We start from the raw sequence: 16,397 nt of genomic DNA, 5'->3' as shown, positions 1-16,397 counted from the left end.
ACCGCTCGGTGAGACATCCCCCCACCCCCTGCCCCTCCCCTGAAGGGGAGGGGTGAAATCCGTTACGCCGCTTGCGCCGCAACCAGCGCCGGCTGCGCACGGATGCCGAGCAGATGGCAGATCGCGTAGCTCAGCTCGGCGCGGTTGAGCGTGTAGAAATGGAAATCGCGCACCCCGCCCGCGTATAGCCGCCGACACAGCTCGGCAGCGATCGTCGCCGACACCAATTGGCGTGCCGCGGGATGATCGTCGAGCCCGTCGAACAGCGTCCCCATCCACTCGGGCACCACCGTCCCGCACATCGCCGACATGCGCTGCACCGCTCCGAAATTCATCACCGGCATGATGCCGGGCACGATCTCGGCGTCGATCCCGGCCTTGGCGGCGGCATCGCGGAAGCGGAAGAAGGTCTCTGCCTCATGGAAGAATTGCGTGATCGCGCGCGTCGCGCCGGCATCGAGCTTGCGCTTGAGATTGTCGAGATCGGCCGCTTCGCTCGGCGAATCCGGATGGCATTCGGGGTAGGCCGAGACCGAAATCTCGAACGGGTGGAGCTTGCGCAGACCCGCGACGAGCGCCGCGGCATTCTCATAGCCACCGACCGGCGACTGGAACGCCTGCCCTGCCACAGGCGAATCCCCGCGCAGTGCGACGATGTGGCGCACCCCCGCCTGCCAATATTCGTCCGCGATCGCGTCGATCTCCTCGCGCGTCGCATCCACGCAGGTGAGGTGCGCCGCCGCCGGGATGTCGGTCTCGCGCGCGATCCGTGCGACCGTCGCATGCGTGCGCTCGCGCGTCGTGCCGCCCGCGCCATAGGTGACCGAGACGAAGCGCGGCCCGAGCGGCGCCAGCGTCTGGACCGACGCCCACAGCGTCTCTTCCATCTTCTCGGTCTTGGGCGGGAAGAATTCGAAGCTCACCCGCGCATCGCCCGCGATATCGGCGAACAACGGCGCTGCGAGCGCGAGCCGCGCTTCCTGCATCTGCTTTACCGAAACCGTCATGCCGCCTTCACCTCTGCTACGCGCTGGCCGACCTTGCGGGCGAGCCACAGTTTGACCGTCAATTCCCCGCCCTCGAGCGTCTCGATCCGGGCCGGCGCCAGCCCTGCCGCGGCGAACCACGTTTCGATCTGATCGTCGGCGAAGCCCAGGCGGGTATGCGCATCCTTGCTGCGCAGATCCTCGCGGTCATGCGCCGCGAAGTCCGCGATCAGCAGGCGGCCACCCGGTTTCAAAACGCGCGCGGCCTCGGCGATCGCCGCGCCGGGTTGCTGCGCGAAGTGCAGCACGTGGTGGACGATCGCCACGTCCGCTGCATCGTCGCCGAGCGGCAGCGCATAAAGATCGGCCTGGCGCAGTTCGGCATTGCCGAGCCCGCGCTCGGACAGCTTCACCCGCGCGAGCCGGAGCATTTCGGAACTGCGGTCGATCCCCAGCGCCTGCCCGGCGCGGCCCGCGAACAACTCGAGCATCCGCCCGGTCCCCGTCCCGATGTCGATCAACTGGCCGATCGGCGCTCCATTCTTGTCGTCGAGGCCCAGCACCGCCGACATCGCCGCCTCGACCTCGCTCTCGGCGATGTGGAGCGAGCGGATCGCATCCCATTGCCCGGCATTGGCCTCGAACCAGCTCGCTGCCGAAGCCGCGCGATCGGCGCGCACCGCTGCCAGCCGCGCGGCATCCGCCACCGCCCAATGGTCCGGCTCGATCGCCGACCATTCGTCGAGCGCGGTAATCACCGGCCCGACCGTCGCGCCGCTGCCCAGCGCGACGAACACCCAGCTGCCTTCCTTACGCCGCTCGGCAAGCCCGGCGTCGCACAGGATCTTGACGTGGCGCGAAACGCGCGGCTGGCTCTGCCCGAGGACCTGCGCGAGCTCACCGACGGAAAGCTCCATCGTGCGCAACAGGGCCACGATGCGCAGCCGCGTCGCGTCGGCAAGCGCGCGAAAGATGTCGAGAGCGATGGTCATTGTGGAATAACATATAAAGATATCTTTATATGCGGTCAACGCGGATCGAACCGCGATAATCCACAATTGTACCGCAACAACCTGGCCTGGGCGGAGTTGAAGCCCCCGACCCCATCCTCTAGCGTGTTCCCGACCTTTCGGGAGCCAAGGACCATCTCATGATCAAGACCCGTATCCTCCTGCCGCTGACCGTCCTCGCCGCGATCGGCCTCGCCGCTTGCAGCCCCAAGACGAACGCCGATATCAGCGACGCCGCCAATTCGGTCGCGGCCGACGCCAACGCGACCGGCGCCAAGGCGGTCGACGATACCGATGCTGCGCTCGGCGCGGCGGAAACTCGGCTCGACAATGCCGGCGCGGTGCTCAGCAACAAGGCCGATCGTCTGTCCGAAAAGGCCGATCGCGCCGCCGATCGCGCAGGCGCCGCGATTTCGGATGTCGGCAACGACATTCGCGACTGATGCGCCGGGCCGCGCTGCTCGCCTGCCTGGCGCTGGCCGCCTGTTCGGGCGGCACCTCCTCGACCGGCGCGCCGCCGGGCGAGGATCGCGCGCTCGACGACGCCGCGGCCTCGCTCGACGCCAATTCCCCCGATACCAATGCTGCCATCGTCGTCGATGCCGACGAGACGGGCAATGAGGACCAGCCGCAATGACCACCCTTCGCCGCCTGGGCGCGACCGATCTCCACATTGCCCCCCTGGTCCTGGGCGGTAACGTGTTCGGCTGGACTGCCGACGAAGCGACCAGCTTCGCTGTGCTCGACGCCTTCGTCGCTGGCGGCGGCACGATGATCGACACCGCGGACGTCTATTCCGCATGGGCACCGGGGCATAAGGGCGGCGAATCCGAGAGCGTGCTCGGCGCGTGGCTCAAGCAGTCGGGCAAGCGGGATCAGGTGCAGATCGCAACCAAGGTCGGCATGCTGCCCGGCGAAGGTGGCGAAAAACTAGCGCCCGCGCGGATCGCCGCGGCATGCGATGCGTCGCTGCAGCGGCTCGGCGTCGAAACGATCGACCTCTATTTCGCGCATCAGGATGACGATGCCGTCGCGCAGGAAGACGCGCTCGCCGCGTTCGGCAAGCTGATCGACGCGGGCAAGATCCGCGCGCTGGGTGCATCCAATTTCCATGCAGCGCGGCTCAAGTCGGCGAACGATGCCGCCAGGGCGCACGGCCTGCCGCATTATCACGTACTCCAGCCCGAATATAATCTCGTCAGCCGCCACAAGTTCGAGGGCCAACTTCAGGATTATTGCGTCGAGCACAACATCGGCGCAGTTCCCTATTACGGGCTCGCCTCGGGCTTCCTGACCGGCAAATATCGCAGCGCCGACGATTTCGGCAAGAGCGTGCGCGGCGGGCGGATGCAGGCGTTCCTCGACGGCAAGGGGCCCGCGGTACTCGCCGTGATGGACGAGATCGCCGCCGAGACCGGCGCGAGCCTCGCCCAGATTGCGCTCAAGTGGCTCGCCGAACAGCCCGCCGTCACGGCGCCGATCGCGAGCGCGACCAGCGTCGCGCAGGTCGAGGAATTGCTCGGCGCGATGACCCTCGATCTCAGCCAGGAACAGATCGACCGCTTGTCCGTCGCGGGCGCCTGAGCGTCAGGCGACCGCGCGGAGCGGTTCGAGCAAGGCGAGCTTGGCGCGCAGCCAGTGCGCGCCAAGCTCGGCGTCGAGCGAGACGGGGCTGAACGGGTCGAGCCCCGACCCCGGATAGAAGGTCATCTCCCCAAACAACGGCCGCCCGTCGATTTCATAGAGATCGACCCGCACGAAGTCGCGCCCGTCGGAGAGGCGCTCGGCCGCGACGATCATCTGGCCGAGCGTGACAGGCGGCGTCGGATCGCGATCGTCTGTCGCCGAAGACACACGCCGCCACTGGCGGTCGAACAGGATCCAGCGATGCCGCCCGCCGCGACCGAGGTGGACCTGGACATATTCGACGCGCCCACCGAACACGTAGAATTTATAGTCGATCGGCAACACCGGCGGCGCGCCCACGAACGGCTCGACCACCAGGCCGCGCGGAATGCGGGCGTAGAGATCCTCGTCGAGCCAATAGCCATAAGTGGAGCGCATCCAGCCGGCCGCACGACGGCGGACGTCGTCCCAGTCGGCGGCATCATCGAAGACGAAGGCGGTCTGGTTGCATCCGTGCCGCGCCTTGACGACGAACGGCGTCGGCCATGCTGGAATCGGGGGTAGCTCGGTCCCGTGCCACAGCGTCGGGATGATCCAGTCGACGCCGAGCCGTTCCGCCACGATCGCCTTCGCGACGAGCTTGTCCGCCATCCTGACCATCGCGCGGTCGGCTCCGGCCAGCTTGCGCGCCTGGACCAGCTCGGTGAAGGTCTGCGGGTCATCGAGCCGCGGCCAGCGTCCGTGGCGCCACCAGTAGGTCAGGTAGATCCGCCACCGTGCGCGCACCCTGGCAAGTCGAGGCGCCAAGGCCGGAAACGCAACATCCATCGCAGCACAAGCCGCGATGGATGCTGTTGGTTCCGGACCGGCCGGATGCTGCGGCGGGTTCGAGGGGGAGCTCAAACCCCGCCGCGGCAAAGCCGCGTCGTCGGACGGGGCTGCGCGCCCCGCCGGCCGGGCCTGCCGCGGGCGCGGCGGAGCTTCGCTCCGCCGGCTGCGTCAGGCCGCAAACTGGTTCATCGTATTGTGCGCGCCGCCCGCCTTGAGCGCCGCCTCGCCCGCGAAATACTCCTTATGATCGTCGCCAATGTCCGATCCCGACATGTTCTGGTGTTTCACGCACGCGATCCCCTCGCGGATTTCCTTGCGCTGCACGCCCTTCACATAGCCGAGCATCCCCGCATCGCCGAAATACTCCTTCGCGAGATTGTCGGTCGACAGTGCCGCGGTGTGATAGGTCGGCAGCGTGATCAGGTGATGGAAGATCCCCGCTCGCGCCGCGGCGTCCTTCTGGAAGGTGCGGATCCGCTCGTCGGCCTCGTCGCCCAGTTCGGTCCCGTCATAATCGACCGACATCAGCCGCGCGCGGTCATAGGCCGAGACGTCCTTCCCCTCGCCCGCCCAGGCATCATAGACCTGCTGGCGGAAATTGAGCGTCCAGTTGAAGCTCGGCGAATTGTTGTAGACCAGCTTTGCATTGGGAATGACCGCGCGCACCCGGTCGACCATGCCCGCGATCTGCTCGATATGCGGCTTCTCGGTCTCGATCCACAGCAGGTCGGCACCGTTCTGCAAGCTGGCGATGCAGTCCATCACGCAGCGGTCCTCGCCGGTGCCGGCGCGGAACTGGAACAGGTTCGATGCGAGCCGCTTCGGGCGCAGCAGCTTGCCGTCGCGGTTGAGGATGACGTCGCCGTTGCGCGCGGTCGCGGGGTCGATCTCCTCGCAATCGAGGTAGCTGTTGTACTGGTCGCCGAGATCGCCCGGCTCTTTCGACACCGCGATCTGCTTGGTCAGCCCCGCGCCGAGCGAGTCGGTGCGCGTGACGATGATCCCGTCCTCGACGCCCAGCTCGAGGAAGGCGTAGCGGCACGCGCGGACCTTCGCGAGGAAGTCCTCGTGCGGCACCGTGACCTTGCCGTCCTGGTGGCCGCACTGCTTTTCGTCGCTCACCTGATTCTCGATCTGCAGCGCGCACGCACCCGCCTCGATCATCTTCTTGGCGAGCAGGTAGGTCGCCTCGGCATTGCCGAAGCCAGCATCGATATCGGCGATGATCGGCACGACATGCGTCTGATAGCCGTCGATCGCGTTGAGCAGGCGCTGCTCCTCGACTTGGTTGCCGCTGGCGCGCGCCGCATCGAGGTCGCGGAACATCATGCCCAGCTCGCGCGCGTCGGCCTGGCGCAGGAAGGTGTAGAGCTCCTCGATCAGCGCGGGCACGCTGGTCTTCTCGTGCATCGACTGGTCGGGCAGCGGGCCGAATTCGGAGCGCAGCGCGGCGATCATCCAGCCCGAGAGGTAGAGATAGCGGCGCTCGGTCGAGCCGAAATGCTTCTTGATGCTGATCATCTTCTGCTGGCCGATGAAGCCGTGCCAGCAGCCGAGCGACTGGGTGTAGGCCGACGAATCGGCATCGTACGCAGCCATGTCCTTGCGCATGATCGCAGCGGTGTAGCGCGCGATGTCGAGCCCGCTCTGGAACCGGTTCTGCACCCGCATCCGCGCGACGCTCTCGGCGTCGATGCCGTCCCACGTGCCGTTGTAGCGCTGGATCAGGCTCTTGGTCTGGGCGATGTCGGTTTGGTAGGTCATGGGGATGCCCCTCGCTCTGTGTGTATGGCGAGATAGGTACATGAATTGACATTCCATCGAGCAGATAAACGCCAAACCACAGGGTTGCTCTGTCAAATCCCATCCTGCTGCCGTGTCATCTTGTAAATATACGACACGGCAGCGGCTCGCCTAGCGCTCGGGACTAGCGGCCGACCCGGCAAGAATCCCGCCGTCGATCGTGAGTTCGGACCCGGTCATGTAGCGCGCCTCGTCGCTCGCCAGCAGCACCGCCAGCGCCGCGACTTCCTCGGGCTCGCCGAAGCGGCGCAGCGGCGTGTCGGCGACCAATGCCGCCTCCCGCGCCGCGCGATCAGTCCCGTCTCCGAGCATCGGCGCCCACATCGGCGTGCGGATCGCCGCCGGGTGGATAGAGTTGCAACGGACGCTGAGCCCCTGTTGCGCGCAATAGAGCGCCACGGTCTTGCTGTGATTGCGCACCGCCGCCTTCGACGACGCATAGGCAGCGGCCGCCGGGATCCCGATCATCCCCGATCGCGACGAGATGTTAATGATCGACCCCGCCCCCGTCGCCCGCATCGCGCCGATCGCATAGCGACAGCCGAGGAAGGTGCCGTCGAGGTTGACGCGGTGGACCGCCCGCCAATCCTCGAGCGCAGCATGCTCGGGATCGTGAGCGGCAACGCCTTCCTCGAACCCGGTGATGCCGGCATTGTTGACCAACACGTCGATCGCCGGCCAGGCGGCGGCAAACCGCGTCCAGTCCGCCTCGCGCGCAACGTCGAGCACCATCCACGCCTGGCCGAGCTCGGCCGCGAGCGCCTGCGCGCTCCGGCCGTCCTTGTCGGTCACCACCACGCGCGCACCCTCGGCGACGAAGGCGCGCACGATCCCCGCGCCAATGCCGCGCCCTGCGCCGGTCACGACGCACAGTTTGTCTTCCAGTCGTTTCACGATAGACCCCAGAAATGAGAGGCCGCGATGGCGCGGCGGGATAATCAGGCAGTCGGCTGCGTGTTCATCGATCTCACTCCGGTAGCGCGCGCATCCTAGCCGTTTGCGCCGCGCGCCGCAAATCCCGCGATCAATCCCCGCCGAAGGTAAACGCGCTCACCCCGCGCTCGCGCTCGTTGAGCACCAGCGCGCGCCCGGCCGGCGGCAGCGAGCGCTGTGGGCAATGCCCGCGGCCGCACGCGCGACACCCCAGCCCGATCGGCATCGCTTCCCCTTTCAGGTCGACGCCGCGCGCGATCGCCAGCCCCCCGGCATGCTCGGCCGCAACCCCCAGACCGACGACGAACTCCGCCGACACCGCGCCGAATCGACGCCCCTGCGGCGTCACCGTTCGCGCGAGCGTCAGCCAGCGCGCGCCGTCCTCGAGCTCGACCAGTTGCACGGCCAACCTGCCCGGTCGATCGAACGCGGCGTGGAGCTGCCACAGCGGGCAGCGCCCGTCGGCCTCGGCCAGCGGCGACGCACTCGCCCCGGAGAAACGCTTCGACGCCTGCCCTGCGCGATCGATCCGCACCAGGAAGAAGGGCAAGCCGCGCGCGCCGACGCGTTGCAGCGTCGTCAGCCGGTGTGCGACCTGCTCGAAGCCCGCGCCGAAGCGGCGTTGCAACAGCTCGATGTCGTATCCGGTCGCCTCGCACGCGCGCAGGAAACGGGCATAGGGCATCATCACCGCCGCCGCGAAGTAGCTCGCGAGGTGCCGGCGATACAGCCGCTCGGCCGCGCGATCGGTGAAGCCTGCTCCCTTGACCAGCCCGTCGATCTCGGTGCGCGCCTCGATCTCGGCGAGCTGGAACGCGACCGCAAAGGTGCGCGACGCGGGATCGAGCATCTCCGACACCTGCAATTGTCGCGCATGGAGATCGGTGCGGCGCAACAGGTCGGGCATCACGTCGACCGGCAGCACGCGGATCGTCAGCTGATGCTTCACGCGCAGCCGCTCGGCGATCGCTCCGTACAGGTCGCCCGCGCCCAGCCGCAGCTCGTCGGCAAGCGTCTCGGCGACCGTATCGAGATCGGAGAAATAGCCGCGCCAGCGCTCGATCTCGCGCCGCACCTCGCCGACCGGGTCGAGCGCGCCGGGCGCGACTGCGGCCCCCGCCCCGATCCGGTCGAACGCGCGTGCGAACGCCTCGGCGCCACCCGGTGCACCCGCGAGCCACTCCTCGAGCTCGTTGCGGTCGATCTCGAGATCGGCGAACATCGGGTCAGCCAGCCGCCGCCGCAGCGCCGCCTCGCCCCCGCCGGGCTCGCCTGCCGCCAGCGCGCGCGGGTCGAAGTCGAAACTCTCGGCCAGCTTAACGATCAGCGAGCCCGACAGCGGACGCTGGTTTTTCTCGACCAAGTTGAGATAGCTTGGCGAGATCGTCAGCACCTCGGCCATCGCCGCCTGCGTCAGCCCGGCCTGGCGCCGCAACCGGCGAATGGCATGGCCGGCGAAGAGTTTGCGATCGGCCATGGCACGTCCCCTGCTACGCGCTCCCGCGGGAGTCGCGACGGCATCATGCCCCAATCTGTCATATCTTTACAAGATCACCCTGCTTTACGTCCGGTTTGGTCACGCCTTTACCGATGAGGGCGCAGAATCCCGCTAGCCGGTGGATCGACATCACCCCTATTGGCGCAACGACCGGTCGGCAGCTTGTAAAAAGCGCCACAGATCGAATGGCTTTGAAAGTTTCCTGGGGAGGAAAGGATGCCCGTCGCGCCTCGTGTGCGGCGGGCATTTCCATGTGCGCAGGCACGCGTCGTCACTATGACCGGCCGCCAAGTATCAAGGGCGCGGGGTCCGCACCCGCCAGATCCGCCACAGCGTCGCAATTCCGATCGCCGCCCAGGCGATGTTGAGCGTGGTCGACGGCCACGCGCCGTGCGCCCCGCTGTTGAGCACGAAGCCCGAGGCGCCGACGACGTTCATCCACTGGAACACCGCCGACTGCCCCGAGAGGCGCCCCATCGAGACCAGAAGATACGAGGCGAGGATGAGCAGCGCCGCTGCCCATCCGATCACCTCGATCAGCAGGCTCAAGCGGCCAGCTTGCGCAGCACGTACTGCAGGATGCCGCCGTTGAGGAAATATTCCAGCTCGTTGACGGTATCGATCCGGCACTTCGTCAGGAACGTCTCGACCGTGCCGTCGGCGCGCGTCATCACGACTTCGACGTCCTGGCGCGGACGGATCTCGGCGACCTTCATGATCGTGAAGCTCTCCGACCCGTCGAGGTTGAGCGTCTTGCGGTCGACGCCGTCGGCGAACTGCAGCGGCAGCACGCCCATGCCGACCAGGTTCGAGCGATGGATCCGCTCGAAGCTCTCGGTGATGACGACGCGCACGCCGAGCAGGTTGGTGCCCTTCGCCGCCCAGTCGCGCGACGAGCCGGTGCCATATTCCTTGCCCGCGATGACGATCAGCGGAACGCCGTCCGCCTTGAAGCGCATCGCCGCGTCGTAGATCGGCATCGTCTCGCCCTTATACGAGGACATGCCGCCCTCGACGCCGGGGACCATCTCGTTCTTGATGCGGATGTTGGCGAACGTGCCGCGGACCATCACGTTATCGTTGCCGCGACGTGCGCCATAGGAGTTGAAGTCGGCGCGATTGACCTGCCGCTCCATCAGCCATGCGCCGGCGGGCGAATCCGCCTTGATCGAACCGGCCGGCGAGATGTGGTCGGTGGTGATCGAATCGCCGAGGATCGCGAGCGGACGCGCCTCGACGATGTCCTGCACCGCCGCCGGGGTCATCGACATGCCGTCGAAATAGGGTGGGTTGGCGATGTAGGTCGATGCCGGCGGCCACGCGTAGGTGTCCGAGCCTTCGATCGCGATCGCCTGCCACTTCTTGTCGCCGAGGAACACGCTCGAATAGCGCGACTGGAACATGCCGCGGTCGATGTTCGCGTCCATCACTTCGCGGACTTCGGCGTTCGAAGGCCAGATGTCCTTGAGATAGACGTCGGTGCCGTCGGTCGCCTGGCCGATCGGGGTGGTGGTGAAGTCCTCGGTCACCGTGCCCTTGAGTGCATAAGCGACGACGAGCGGCGGCGAGGCGAGGAAGTTGGCGCGCACGTCGGGCGACACGCGGCCCTCGAAGTTGCGGTTGCCCGAGAGCACCGAGGCCGCGACGATGTCGTTGCCGTTGATCGCCGCCGAGATGGCGGGCGCGAGCGGGCCCGAATTGCCGATGCAGGTGGTGCAGCCATAGCCGACCAGGTTGAAGCCGACCGCGTTGAGGTCCTCGGTCAGGCCAGCCTTGTCGAGATAGTCGGTGACGACCTGCGAACCCGGCGCCAGCGAGGTCTTGACCCACGGCTTGGGCTTGAGACCGAACGCGTTCGCCTTGCGGGCGACGAGGCCAGCGGCGACCAGCACCGAAGGGTTCGAGGTGTTGGTGCAGCTGGTGATCGCGGCGATCACGACGTCGCCGTCACCGATATCATGGTCACGGCCTTCGACCGCGACGCGCTTGGCGGTGGCGTGATGATAGATCTTGGCGAGATCGGCGTTGAACGTGTCGTCGACCTCGGTGAGGATGACCTTGTCCTGCGGGCGCTTCGGGCCGGCGAGCGACGGCACGACGTTCGCCATATCGAGCTCGAGCGTGTCGGTGAAGACGGGATCGGGCGCGTCGGCGAGGCGCCACATGCCCTGCGCCTTGGCATACGCCTCGACCAGAGCGATGTTCTCTTCGCTGCGGCCGGTCAGGCGCAGATAGGTGAGCGTGGCGTCATCGATCGGGAAGAAGCCGCAGGTCGCGCCATATTCGGGCGCCATGTTGGCGATCGTCGCGCGATCGGCGAGCGACAGCGCATCGAGGCCCGGACCATAGAACTCGACGAAGCGGCCGACGACGCCCTTGGCGCGCAGCATCTGCGTGACGGTGAGCACGAGATCGGTCGCGGTGATGCCCTCGGCGAGCGAGCCGTGCAGCTTGAAGCCGACGACCTCGGGGATCAGCATCGAGACCGGCTGGCCGAGCATCGCGGCTTCCGCCTCGATCCCGCCGACGCCCCAGCCGAGCACGCCGAGGCCGTTGACCATCGTCGTGTGGCTGTCGGTGCCGACGCAGGTGTCGGGATACGCGATGGTCTTGCCGTCGGGGGCGACCGAGGACCACACCGTCTGAGCGAGGTTCTCGAGGTTGACCTGGTGGCAGATGCCGGTGCCTGGGGGCACGACCTTGAAGTTGTCGAGCGCCTTCGAGCCCCACTTGAGGAACTCGTAGCGCTCGTTGTTGCGCTGATATTCGAGCTCGACGTTATCTTCGAATGCCTTGGGCGTGCCGAATTCGTCGACCATCACCGAGTGATCGATCACGAGATGGACCGGCACGAGCGGGTTGATCTTGGCGGCATCGCCACCGAGCTTGGTGATCGCATCGCGCATTGCCGCGAGATCGACGACGCAGGGAACGCCGGTGAAATCCTGCATCAGCACGCGCGCGGGGCGATACTGGACTTCGCGGTCGGACTTGCGCTCCTGCTGCCAGTCGATGATCGCCTGAAGATCCTCGGTGGTGACGGTCTTGCCGTCCTCGAAGCGCAGCAAATTCTCGAGCAGCACCTTCATCGAGAACGGCAGACGGCTGATGTCGCCCAGTTTCTCGGCAGCGGTGGCGAGGCTGTAATAGTCGTACGAGGTGCCGCCCACGTCGAGCGTGGTGCGGGTGCCGAGTGTATCCTGGCCGATGGCGGTCATAAGCAGCGGGTCCTTCCCTTTGCGTCTGGCCGCGGCGGGGAGGCGAAACCTTGGAGGTTCCGCGCGGGCGCGACCGACTATGCGAATGCGAGAGTCGGGAGGCCGATAGCAGCGAGGTGTCGCTTGGGGAAGGGCGTGACGGTGGCGTACAGCCGCGTCGTGATCAATCTTCGGCAGATGAGCTTTTTTTCACTATTCCCCCAACCATCGAGCACGCTACGCCTGAGCCAGGCCGCATGATGGCTTGGCGTTGAGTCGATTGGCGATTTTCGCTCCGGCGCAACCGCTCGAGAGCGATACAGAGGGGCCGTCGATGCGATACTTGCGCCTGATCCTTCCTGCGGCGGCGCTGATCGCACCGATGCCGGCGATGGCGGCCTGCCAGGTCGCGAAGATGCTCGACATTCCGGTCACGATGAACGGGCGCCAACCGATGGTTTCGGGACGCTTCGGCGACAAGGAAGCGCGCTTCATTCTCGACAGCGGCGCTTTCTACAGCACGCTCTCGCGCGCCAGTGCCGCCGAGTTCGGCCAGCGCGTCGAGACCGCCCCGGCCTGGTTCCGCTTGCAGGGCATCGGCGGCGATACGTCGGCGGGCTATATCGTCTCGAACAATTTCTCGCTCGGCAGCGTCACGATCCCCAAGGCCAATTTCGTCGTTGGCGGCAGCGACACCGGCACCGCCGGCCTGCTCGGCCAGAATATCCTCGGGCTCGCCGACGTGGAATATGATCTCCCGCACGGCTCGGTGCGGCTCATGAAGACGACCGGCTGCGCCAAGATGGCGCTCGCGTATTGGGCCGGCGACAAACCGGTCACGCTGGTCCCGCTCATCGTCCCGCCAGCGGGCCTGTGGAAACCGCATACGATCGGCACGATCCTGCTCAACGGTGTCAAGATCCGGGCGATGTTCGACAGCGGCGCCTACAGCTCGGTGGTGTCGCTGGGCGCGGCAAAGCGCGCGGGCATCACCCCGGACTCCGCCGGCGTGGTCCGCACCGGGTTCAGCCGCGGTCTCGGCACGCGTCAGGTGCCGTCATGGCTCGCGCCGTTCGACAGTATCGATATCGGTGGCGAAGCGATCCGCCGCCCGCGCATCGCGATTTCCGAGATCGGGCTCGAGGGCGTCGACATGCTGGTCGGCGCCGACTTCTTCCTGACGCACCGCATGTTCGTCTCGAACGCCAACCGCGCGATCTACATCACCTATGAGGGTGGCCCGGTGTTCAACCTGTCGCCCAAGGGCGCGATGTCGTCCGACGGCACGAAGCTCGATCTGACCAGCAAGGCCGCCGAACCGACCGGCGCCGAAGAGTATAGCCGCCGCGGCGCGATCGCCCTCTCGAACCACAAGATCACCGACGCCCTGCTCGACTTCGACAAGGCCTGCACGCTCGCACCGACCGAGGGCCGCTATTTCTACCAGCGGGCGCAAGCGCGCTTGCTCAATCGTCAGCGCGATGCCGCGCTCGGCGATCTCGATCGCTCGATTCAGCTCGCCCCGAACGATCCCGACGCGCACATCGAACGCGCCGGGCTCACGATCCACGAGAAGACACAGGCGAGCGCACTCGACGATGTCACCGCGGCCGACCACGCGCTCGCGCCGTCGTCCGACAAGCGCTTGATGGTAGCGAGCCTCTACACCGAGCTCGATCGCTACGAGGCGGCGATCACCAATTACGAGCAGTGGCTCGCCAGCCATGCCGAGGACAGCTCGCGCCCGCGCGCACTGAACGGGCGGTGCTGGGCGCGCGGACTGCTCGGGCGCGACATCGACAAGGCGCTCGCCGACTGCAACGCCGCAGTGCGGGCACAGCCGGGCAATGCATCCTTTCTCGACAGTCGCGGCCTGATCCGGCTGCGCCGCGGCGAGACCGACAAGGCGCTCGCCGACTATAGCGCGGCGCTCAAGCTCGATCCGCGCAACGGCTGGTCGCTCTACATGCGCAGCGTCGTCGAGACGAAGACCGGCGCGACCGCGCAGGCCGAAAGCGACCGCGCGCTGGCATTGAGCATCAATCCAAAGGTCGCCGAGCGCGCCCACAAGATCGGTTTCTAACGCACCCACCCCGCCGCCCGGTCACGATCGGCCTGGTCACGATCGGCGCGATCGCGGGGTTTATTTGTCGCCCCGCGCATCCGGCTGCCGTTCGCGAACGTTCCTAGTCCCGACATGCTGATCCGTCGCAATCCTGCTGCGGGCGAGGTGTCGTGTGAACGCCAAGTGGTTACGCCGTGTACTAGGCCGCTTTGGGATGCGTATCCGAGGTCGACCGGTCTGCGGCGAACCACCCATCAGGGGAGGTCTGACCTATGACCGACGACGTTAGCCAGCAAATGATCGACGTTCTCGACCGGCGTGTCGAGCGCCGCAACGAGCGCCGCGAATTCTTCCGAACCGCCTTTGGCGCAGCCGCGGTCGCCGGCGCCGGGATCGGCGCCATGTCGCTGGGCTCGCGCGCCTCGGCAGCGGATCCGACCACCCCGACCGACCCCGACATCCTCAATTTCGCGCTCAACCTCGAATATCTCGAGGCGCAATTCTACAGCGTCGCCGTCAACGGCACCGGGCTCGCCGCGTCGATGCTGTCCGGCACCGGCACGCAGGGCGCCGCCACCGGCGGCCGCAAGGTGGTGTTCACCGATCCGCTCGTCGCCGCCTACGCCAAGGAAATCGCCGCCGACGAGATCACCCACGTCAGCTTCCTGCGCACCGCGCTCGGCAGCTCGGCGGTTGCCCAGCCGACGATCGACATCGGCGTCTCGCCGACCGGCGCCTTCAGCTCGGCCGCCCGCGCCGCCGGCCTGATCGCCTCCGCCCCGGCCGGCACCGCACAGACGAGCTTCTTCGATCCCTATGCCAGCGACGACGCTTTCCTGCTCGGCGCGTTCATCTTCGAGGACGTCGGCGTCACCGCCTACAAGGGCGCAGCACCGCTGCTGACCAAGACCTATATCGAGGCGGCCGCCGGCATCCTCGCGGTCGAGGCCTATCACGCGGCCCTGGTGCGCACCGCACTCTACGCCCGCGGCGTTGCGACGCCGTCGCTGCGCACGTCGGCCGATGCCATCTCCAACGCGCGCGACTCGCTCGATGGCACGAGCGATCTCGATCAGGGTATCTCGCCGACCACGCTCAACGGCGCGCTCGCGTCGAACATCGTGCCGCTCGACCCCAACGGCATCGCGTATAGTCGGACGACGGGCCAGGTGCTCAACATCGTCTATCTGAACAACGCTTCGGTCACCATGGGCGGGTTCTTCCCGGCCGGCGTGAATGGCAACATCAAGACGAGCGCCGCGAACTAAGCCGCGCCGTTCCCCTCCAGGGAGATACCGAAATGACCGATCAGACCATTCTCGCGCAAGTGCTCGAAGCCGGCGAGCGCCGTCGCCACGAACGCCGCCAGTTCATGCGCACCGCCGCCTCGGCGACCGTCGCCGCCGGCGGGCTCTCGCTGCTCGCGGCCTGCAACGGCAACGACAATACTCCGGTGCCGACCCCTACCCCGACCGCAACTTCGACCCCGACGTCGAGCGCGCAGACCGATCTCGACGTGCTCAACTTCGCGCTCAACCTCGAATATCTCGAGGCACAATTCTATGTGCGCGCGGTCTACGGCCAGGGCCTGCCTGACACCGTTCTTACCGGCACGGGCACGCAGGGCGCCGTCGTCGGCGGCCGTCAGGTCACCTTCACCGACCCGGTCGTCGCACAATATGCCCGCGAAATCGCGGCGGACGAGGCGGCGCACGTCAACTTCCTGCGCTCGGTGCTGGGCTCGGCAGCGGTCGCACAGCCCGCGATCAACATCGATGGCGGCGCTACCGGCGCCTTCACCGCGGCAGCCCGCGCAGCCGGAATCGCGACCAATGCCAGCGGTGCGATCGACAACACCAACGGCACGTTCGATCCCTACGCCAGCGACACCAACTTCCTGCTCGGCGCCTTCATCTTCGAAGACGTCGGCGTGTCGGCCTATAAGGGCGCATCGCCGCTGATCACCAACAAGACCTATCTCGAGGCTGCCGCCGGCATCCTCGCCGCCGAAGCGTATCACGCCGGGCTGGTCCGCACGGTGCTCTACGCGAAGGGTATCGGAACACCGACGATGGCGGCGATCCCTGCGCTGATCACCGCAGCTGGCAAGATCAGCGACGCCCGCGACAGCCTCGACGGCGCGAGCGACGACGACCAGGGCATCGCCGGCCCCGATGCGTCGCAGTCGAACATCGTGCCAACCGACAATAACGGCCTCGCCTACAGCCGGACGACCGGCCAGGTGCTCAACATCGTCTATCTGTCGAAGTCGGCGCTGGTCGGTGGCGGCTTCTTCCCGAACGGCATCAACGGCAATATCCGGACGAGCGCCGCCAGCTAAGCGCGCTTCCTGTTCGTCTTTCGGGGCCGTGCGACCTGTCGCACGGCCCTTTTTTCGTGGCTCGTGCGTAGTCCCGGTTGCGCGCTTCGCCGTTGACGCGCAGCAGT

General features: G+C 66.9%; 14 protein-coding genes. 6 read left to right on the top strand and 8 right to left on the bottom strand.

Annotation, left to right across the window (positions count from 1 at the left end; genetic code table 11):
* Positions 1–62 precede the first annotated feature (62 nt).
* Together metF and U1872_RS00240 are read right to left on the bottom strand one after the other, a co-directional pair.
* Positions 63–1,007: a methylenetetrahydrofolate reductase [NAD(P)H] gene (gene metF / locus U1872_RS00245; RefSeq protein WP_332790881.1), complete on the bottom strand. Its 945-nt coding sequence runs from the start codon at positions 1,005–1,007 to the stop codon at positions 63–65.
* Positions 1,004–1,978 (bottom strand): ArsR/SmtB family transcription factor, encoded by a 975-nt coding sequence (locus U1872_RS00240; protein ID WP_332790880.1) that lies wholly within the window; start codon positions 1,976–1,978, stop codon positions 1,004–1,006. The genes metF and U1872_RS00240 overlap by 4 nt, the downstream gene beginning before the upstream one ends.
* Positions 1,979–2,136: 158 nt before the next feature.
* Here U1872_RS00240 and U1872_RS00235 point away from each other — a divergent pair, with 158 nt between their 5' ends.
* From U1872_RS00235 to U1872_RS00225, 3 genes are read left to right on the top strand one after another with little or no spacing between them, the layout of a single operon-like run.
* Positions 2,137–2,439, top strand: a complete 303-nt coding sequence (locus U1872_RS00235) for a hypothetical protein (RefSeq protein WP_332790879.1) — start codon at positions 2,137–2,139, stop codon at positions 2,437–2,439.
* Positions 2,439–2,633: a hypothetical protein gene (locus tag U1872_RS00230; protein WP_332790878.1), complete on the top strand. Its 195-nt coding sequence runs from the start codon at positions 2,439–2,441 to the stop codon at positions 2,631–2,633. The genes U1872_RS00235 and U1872_RS00230 overlap by 1 nt, the downstream gene beginning before the upstream one ends.
* Positions 2,630–3,580, top strand: a complete 951-nt coding sequence (locus U1872_RS00225) for an aldo/keto reductase (RefSeq protein WP_332790877.1) — start codon at positions 2,630–2,632, stop codon at positions 3,578–3,580. Before U1872_RS00230 ends, U1872_RS00225 begins: the two co-directional genes overlap by 4 nt.
* 3 nt (positions 3,581–3,583) lie before the next feature.
* On the opposite strand, the gene U1872_RS00220 is transcribed toward U1872_RS00225, so the two are convergent.
* The 6 genes from U1872_RS00220 to acnA form a co-directional block, all read right to left on the bottom strand.
* A complete protein-coding gene (locus tag U1872_RS00220) occupies positions 3,584–4,408 on the bottom strand; it encodes an ATP-grasp fold amidoligase family protein (protein WP_332790876.1) in 825 nt (274 codons plus the stop codon).
* A 213-nt stretch (positions 4,409–4,621) separates the two neighbouring features.
* Complete coding sequence (locus U1872_RS00215) at positions 4,622–6,217, bottom strand: isocitrate lyase (protein ID WP_332790875.1); 1,596 nt, start codon at positions 6,215–6,217, stop codon at positions 4,622–4,624.
* 150 nt (positions 6,218–6,367) lie between these two features.
* Entirely contained in the window at positions 6,368–7,150 is a 783-nt protein-coding gene (locus U1872_RS00210; RefSeq protein ID WP_332790874.1) for an SDR family oxidoreductase, read from the bottom strand.
* A 130-nt stretch (positions 7,151–7,280) separates the two neighbouring features.
* A complete protein-coding gene (locus U1872_RS00205; protein WP_332790873.1) occupies positions 7,281–8,666 on the bottom strand; it encodes a helix-turn-helix domain-containing protein in 1,386 nt (461 codons plus the stop codon).
* A gap of 315 nt (positions 8,667–8,981) precedes the next feature.
* Entirely contained in the window at positions 8,982–9,236 is a 255-nt protein-coding gene (locus U1872_RS00200; RefSeq protein ID WP_332790872.1) for a CBU_0592 family membrane protein, read from the bottom strand.
* The gene (acnA, locus tag U1872_RS00195) at positions 9,233–11,905 is read right to left on the bottom strand and encodes an aconitate hydratase AcnA (protein WP_332790871.1); all 2,673 of its coding nucleotides are present in this window, start codon (positions 11,903–11,905) and stop codon (positions 9,233–9,235) included. The genes U1872_RS00200 and acnA overlap by 4 nt, the downstream gene beginning before the upstream one ends.
* Before the next feature lie 313 nt (positions 11,906–12,218).
* Between acnA and U1872_RS00190 the strand changes: the two genes are divergently transcribed.
* From U1872_RS00190 to U1872_RS00180, 3 genes are all read left to right on the top strand, one after another.
* Complete coding sequence (locus tag U1872_RS00190; RefSeq protein ID WP_332790870.1) at positions 12,219–13,967, top strand: aspartyl protease family protein; 1,749 nt, start codon at positions 12,219–12,221, stop codon at positions 13,965–13,967.
* 254 nt (positions 13,968–14,221) lie between these two features.
* The gene (locus tag U1872_RS00185; RefSeq protein ID WP_332790869.1) at positions 14,222–15,217 is read left to right on the top strand and encodes a ferritin-like domain-containing protein; all 996 of its coding nucleotides are present in this window, start codon (positions 14,222–14,224) and stop codon (positions 15,215–15,217) included.
* A 32-nt stretch (positions 15,218–15,249) separates the two neighbouring features.
* Positions 15,250–16,290 carry a ferritin-like domain-containing protein gene (locus U1872_RS00180; RefSeq protein WP_332790868.1) on the top strand — a complete coding sequence of 347 codons (1,041 nt, stop codon included), beginning with the start codon at positions 15,250–15,252 and terminating at the stop codon, positions 16,288–16,290.
* The last annotated feature ends 107 nt before the right edge of the window (positions 16,291–16,397 follow it).

The sequence above is a fragment of the Parasphingomonas frigoris genome (assembly GCF_036663815.1).
In the GTDB taxonomy this organism is placed as follows: domain Bacteria; phylum Pseudomonadota; class Alphaproteobacteria; order Sphingomonadales; family Sphingomonadaceae; genus Sphingomonas.
Note: the sequence above shows the minus strand (reverse complement) of the source record. Positions and strands in the feature narration are given on the sequence as shown.

Coding starts and splice junctions, on each gene's coding strand:
- metF (WP_332790881.1), bottom strand. CDS start 1,007: ATGACGGTTTCGGTAAAGCAGATGCAGGAAGCGCGGCTCGCGCTCGCA.
- U1872_RS00240 (WP_332790880.1), bottom strand. CDS start 1,978: ATGACCATCGCTCTCGACATCTTTCGCGCGCTTGCCGACGCGACGCGG.
- U1872_RS00235 (WP_332790879.1), top strand. CDS start 2,137: ATGATCAAGACCCGTATCCTCCTGCCGCTGACCGTCCTCGCCGCGATC.
- U1872_RS00230 (WP_332790878.1), top strand. CDS start 2,439: ATGCGCCGGGCCGCGCTGCTCGCCTGCCTGGCGCTGGCCGCCTGTTCG.
- U1872_RS00225 (WP_332790877.1), top strand. CDS start 2,630: ATGACCACCCTTCGCCGCCTGGGCGCGACCGATCTCCACATTGCCCCC.
- U1872_RS00215 (WP_332790875.1), bottom strand. CDS start 6,217: ATGACCTACCAAACCGACATCGCCCAGACCAAGAGCCTGATCCAGCGC.
- U1872_RS00205 (WP_332790873.1), bottom strand. CDS start 8,666: ATGGCCGATCGCAAACTCTTCGCCGGCCATGCCATTCGCCGGTTGCGG.
- acnA (WP_332790871.1), bottom strand. CDS start 11,905: ATGACCGCCATCGGCCAGGATACACTCGGCACCCGCACCACGCTCGAC.
- U1872_RS00190 (WP_332790870.1), top strand. CDS start 12,219: ATGCGATACTTGCGCCTGATCCTTCCTGCGGCGGCGCTGATCGCACCG.
- U1872_RS00185 (WP_332790869.1), top strand. CDS start 14,222: ATGACCGACGACGTTAGCCAGCAAATGATCGACGTTCTCGACCGGCGT.
- U1872_RS00180 (WP_332790868.1), top strand. CDS start 15,250: ATGACCGATCAGACCATTCTCGCGCAAGTGCTCGAAGCCGGCGAGCGC.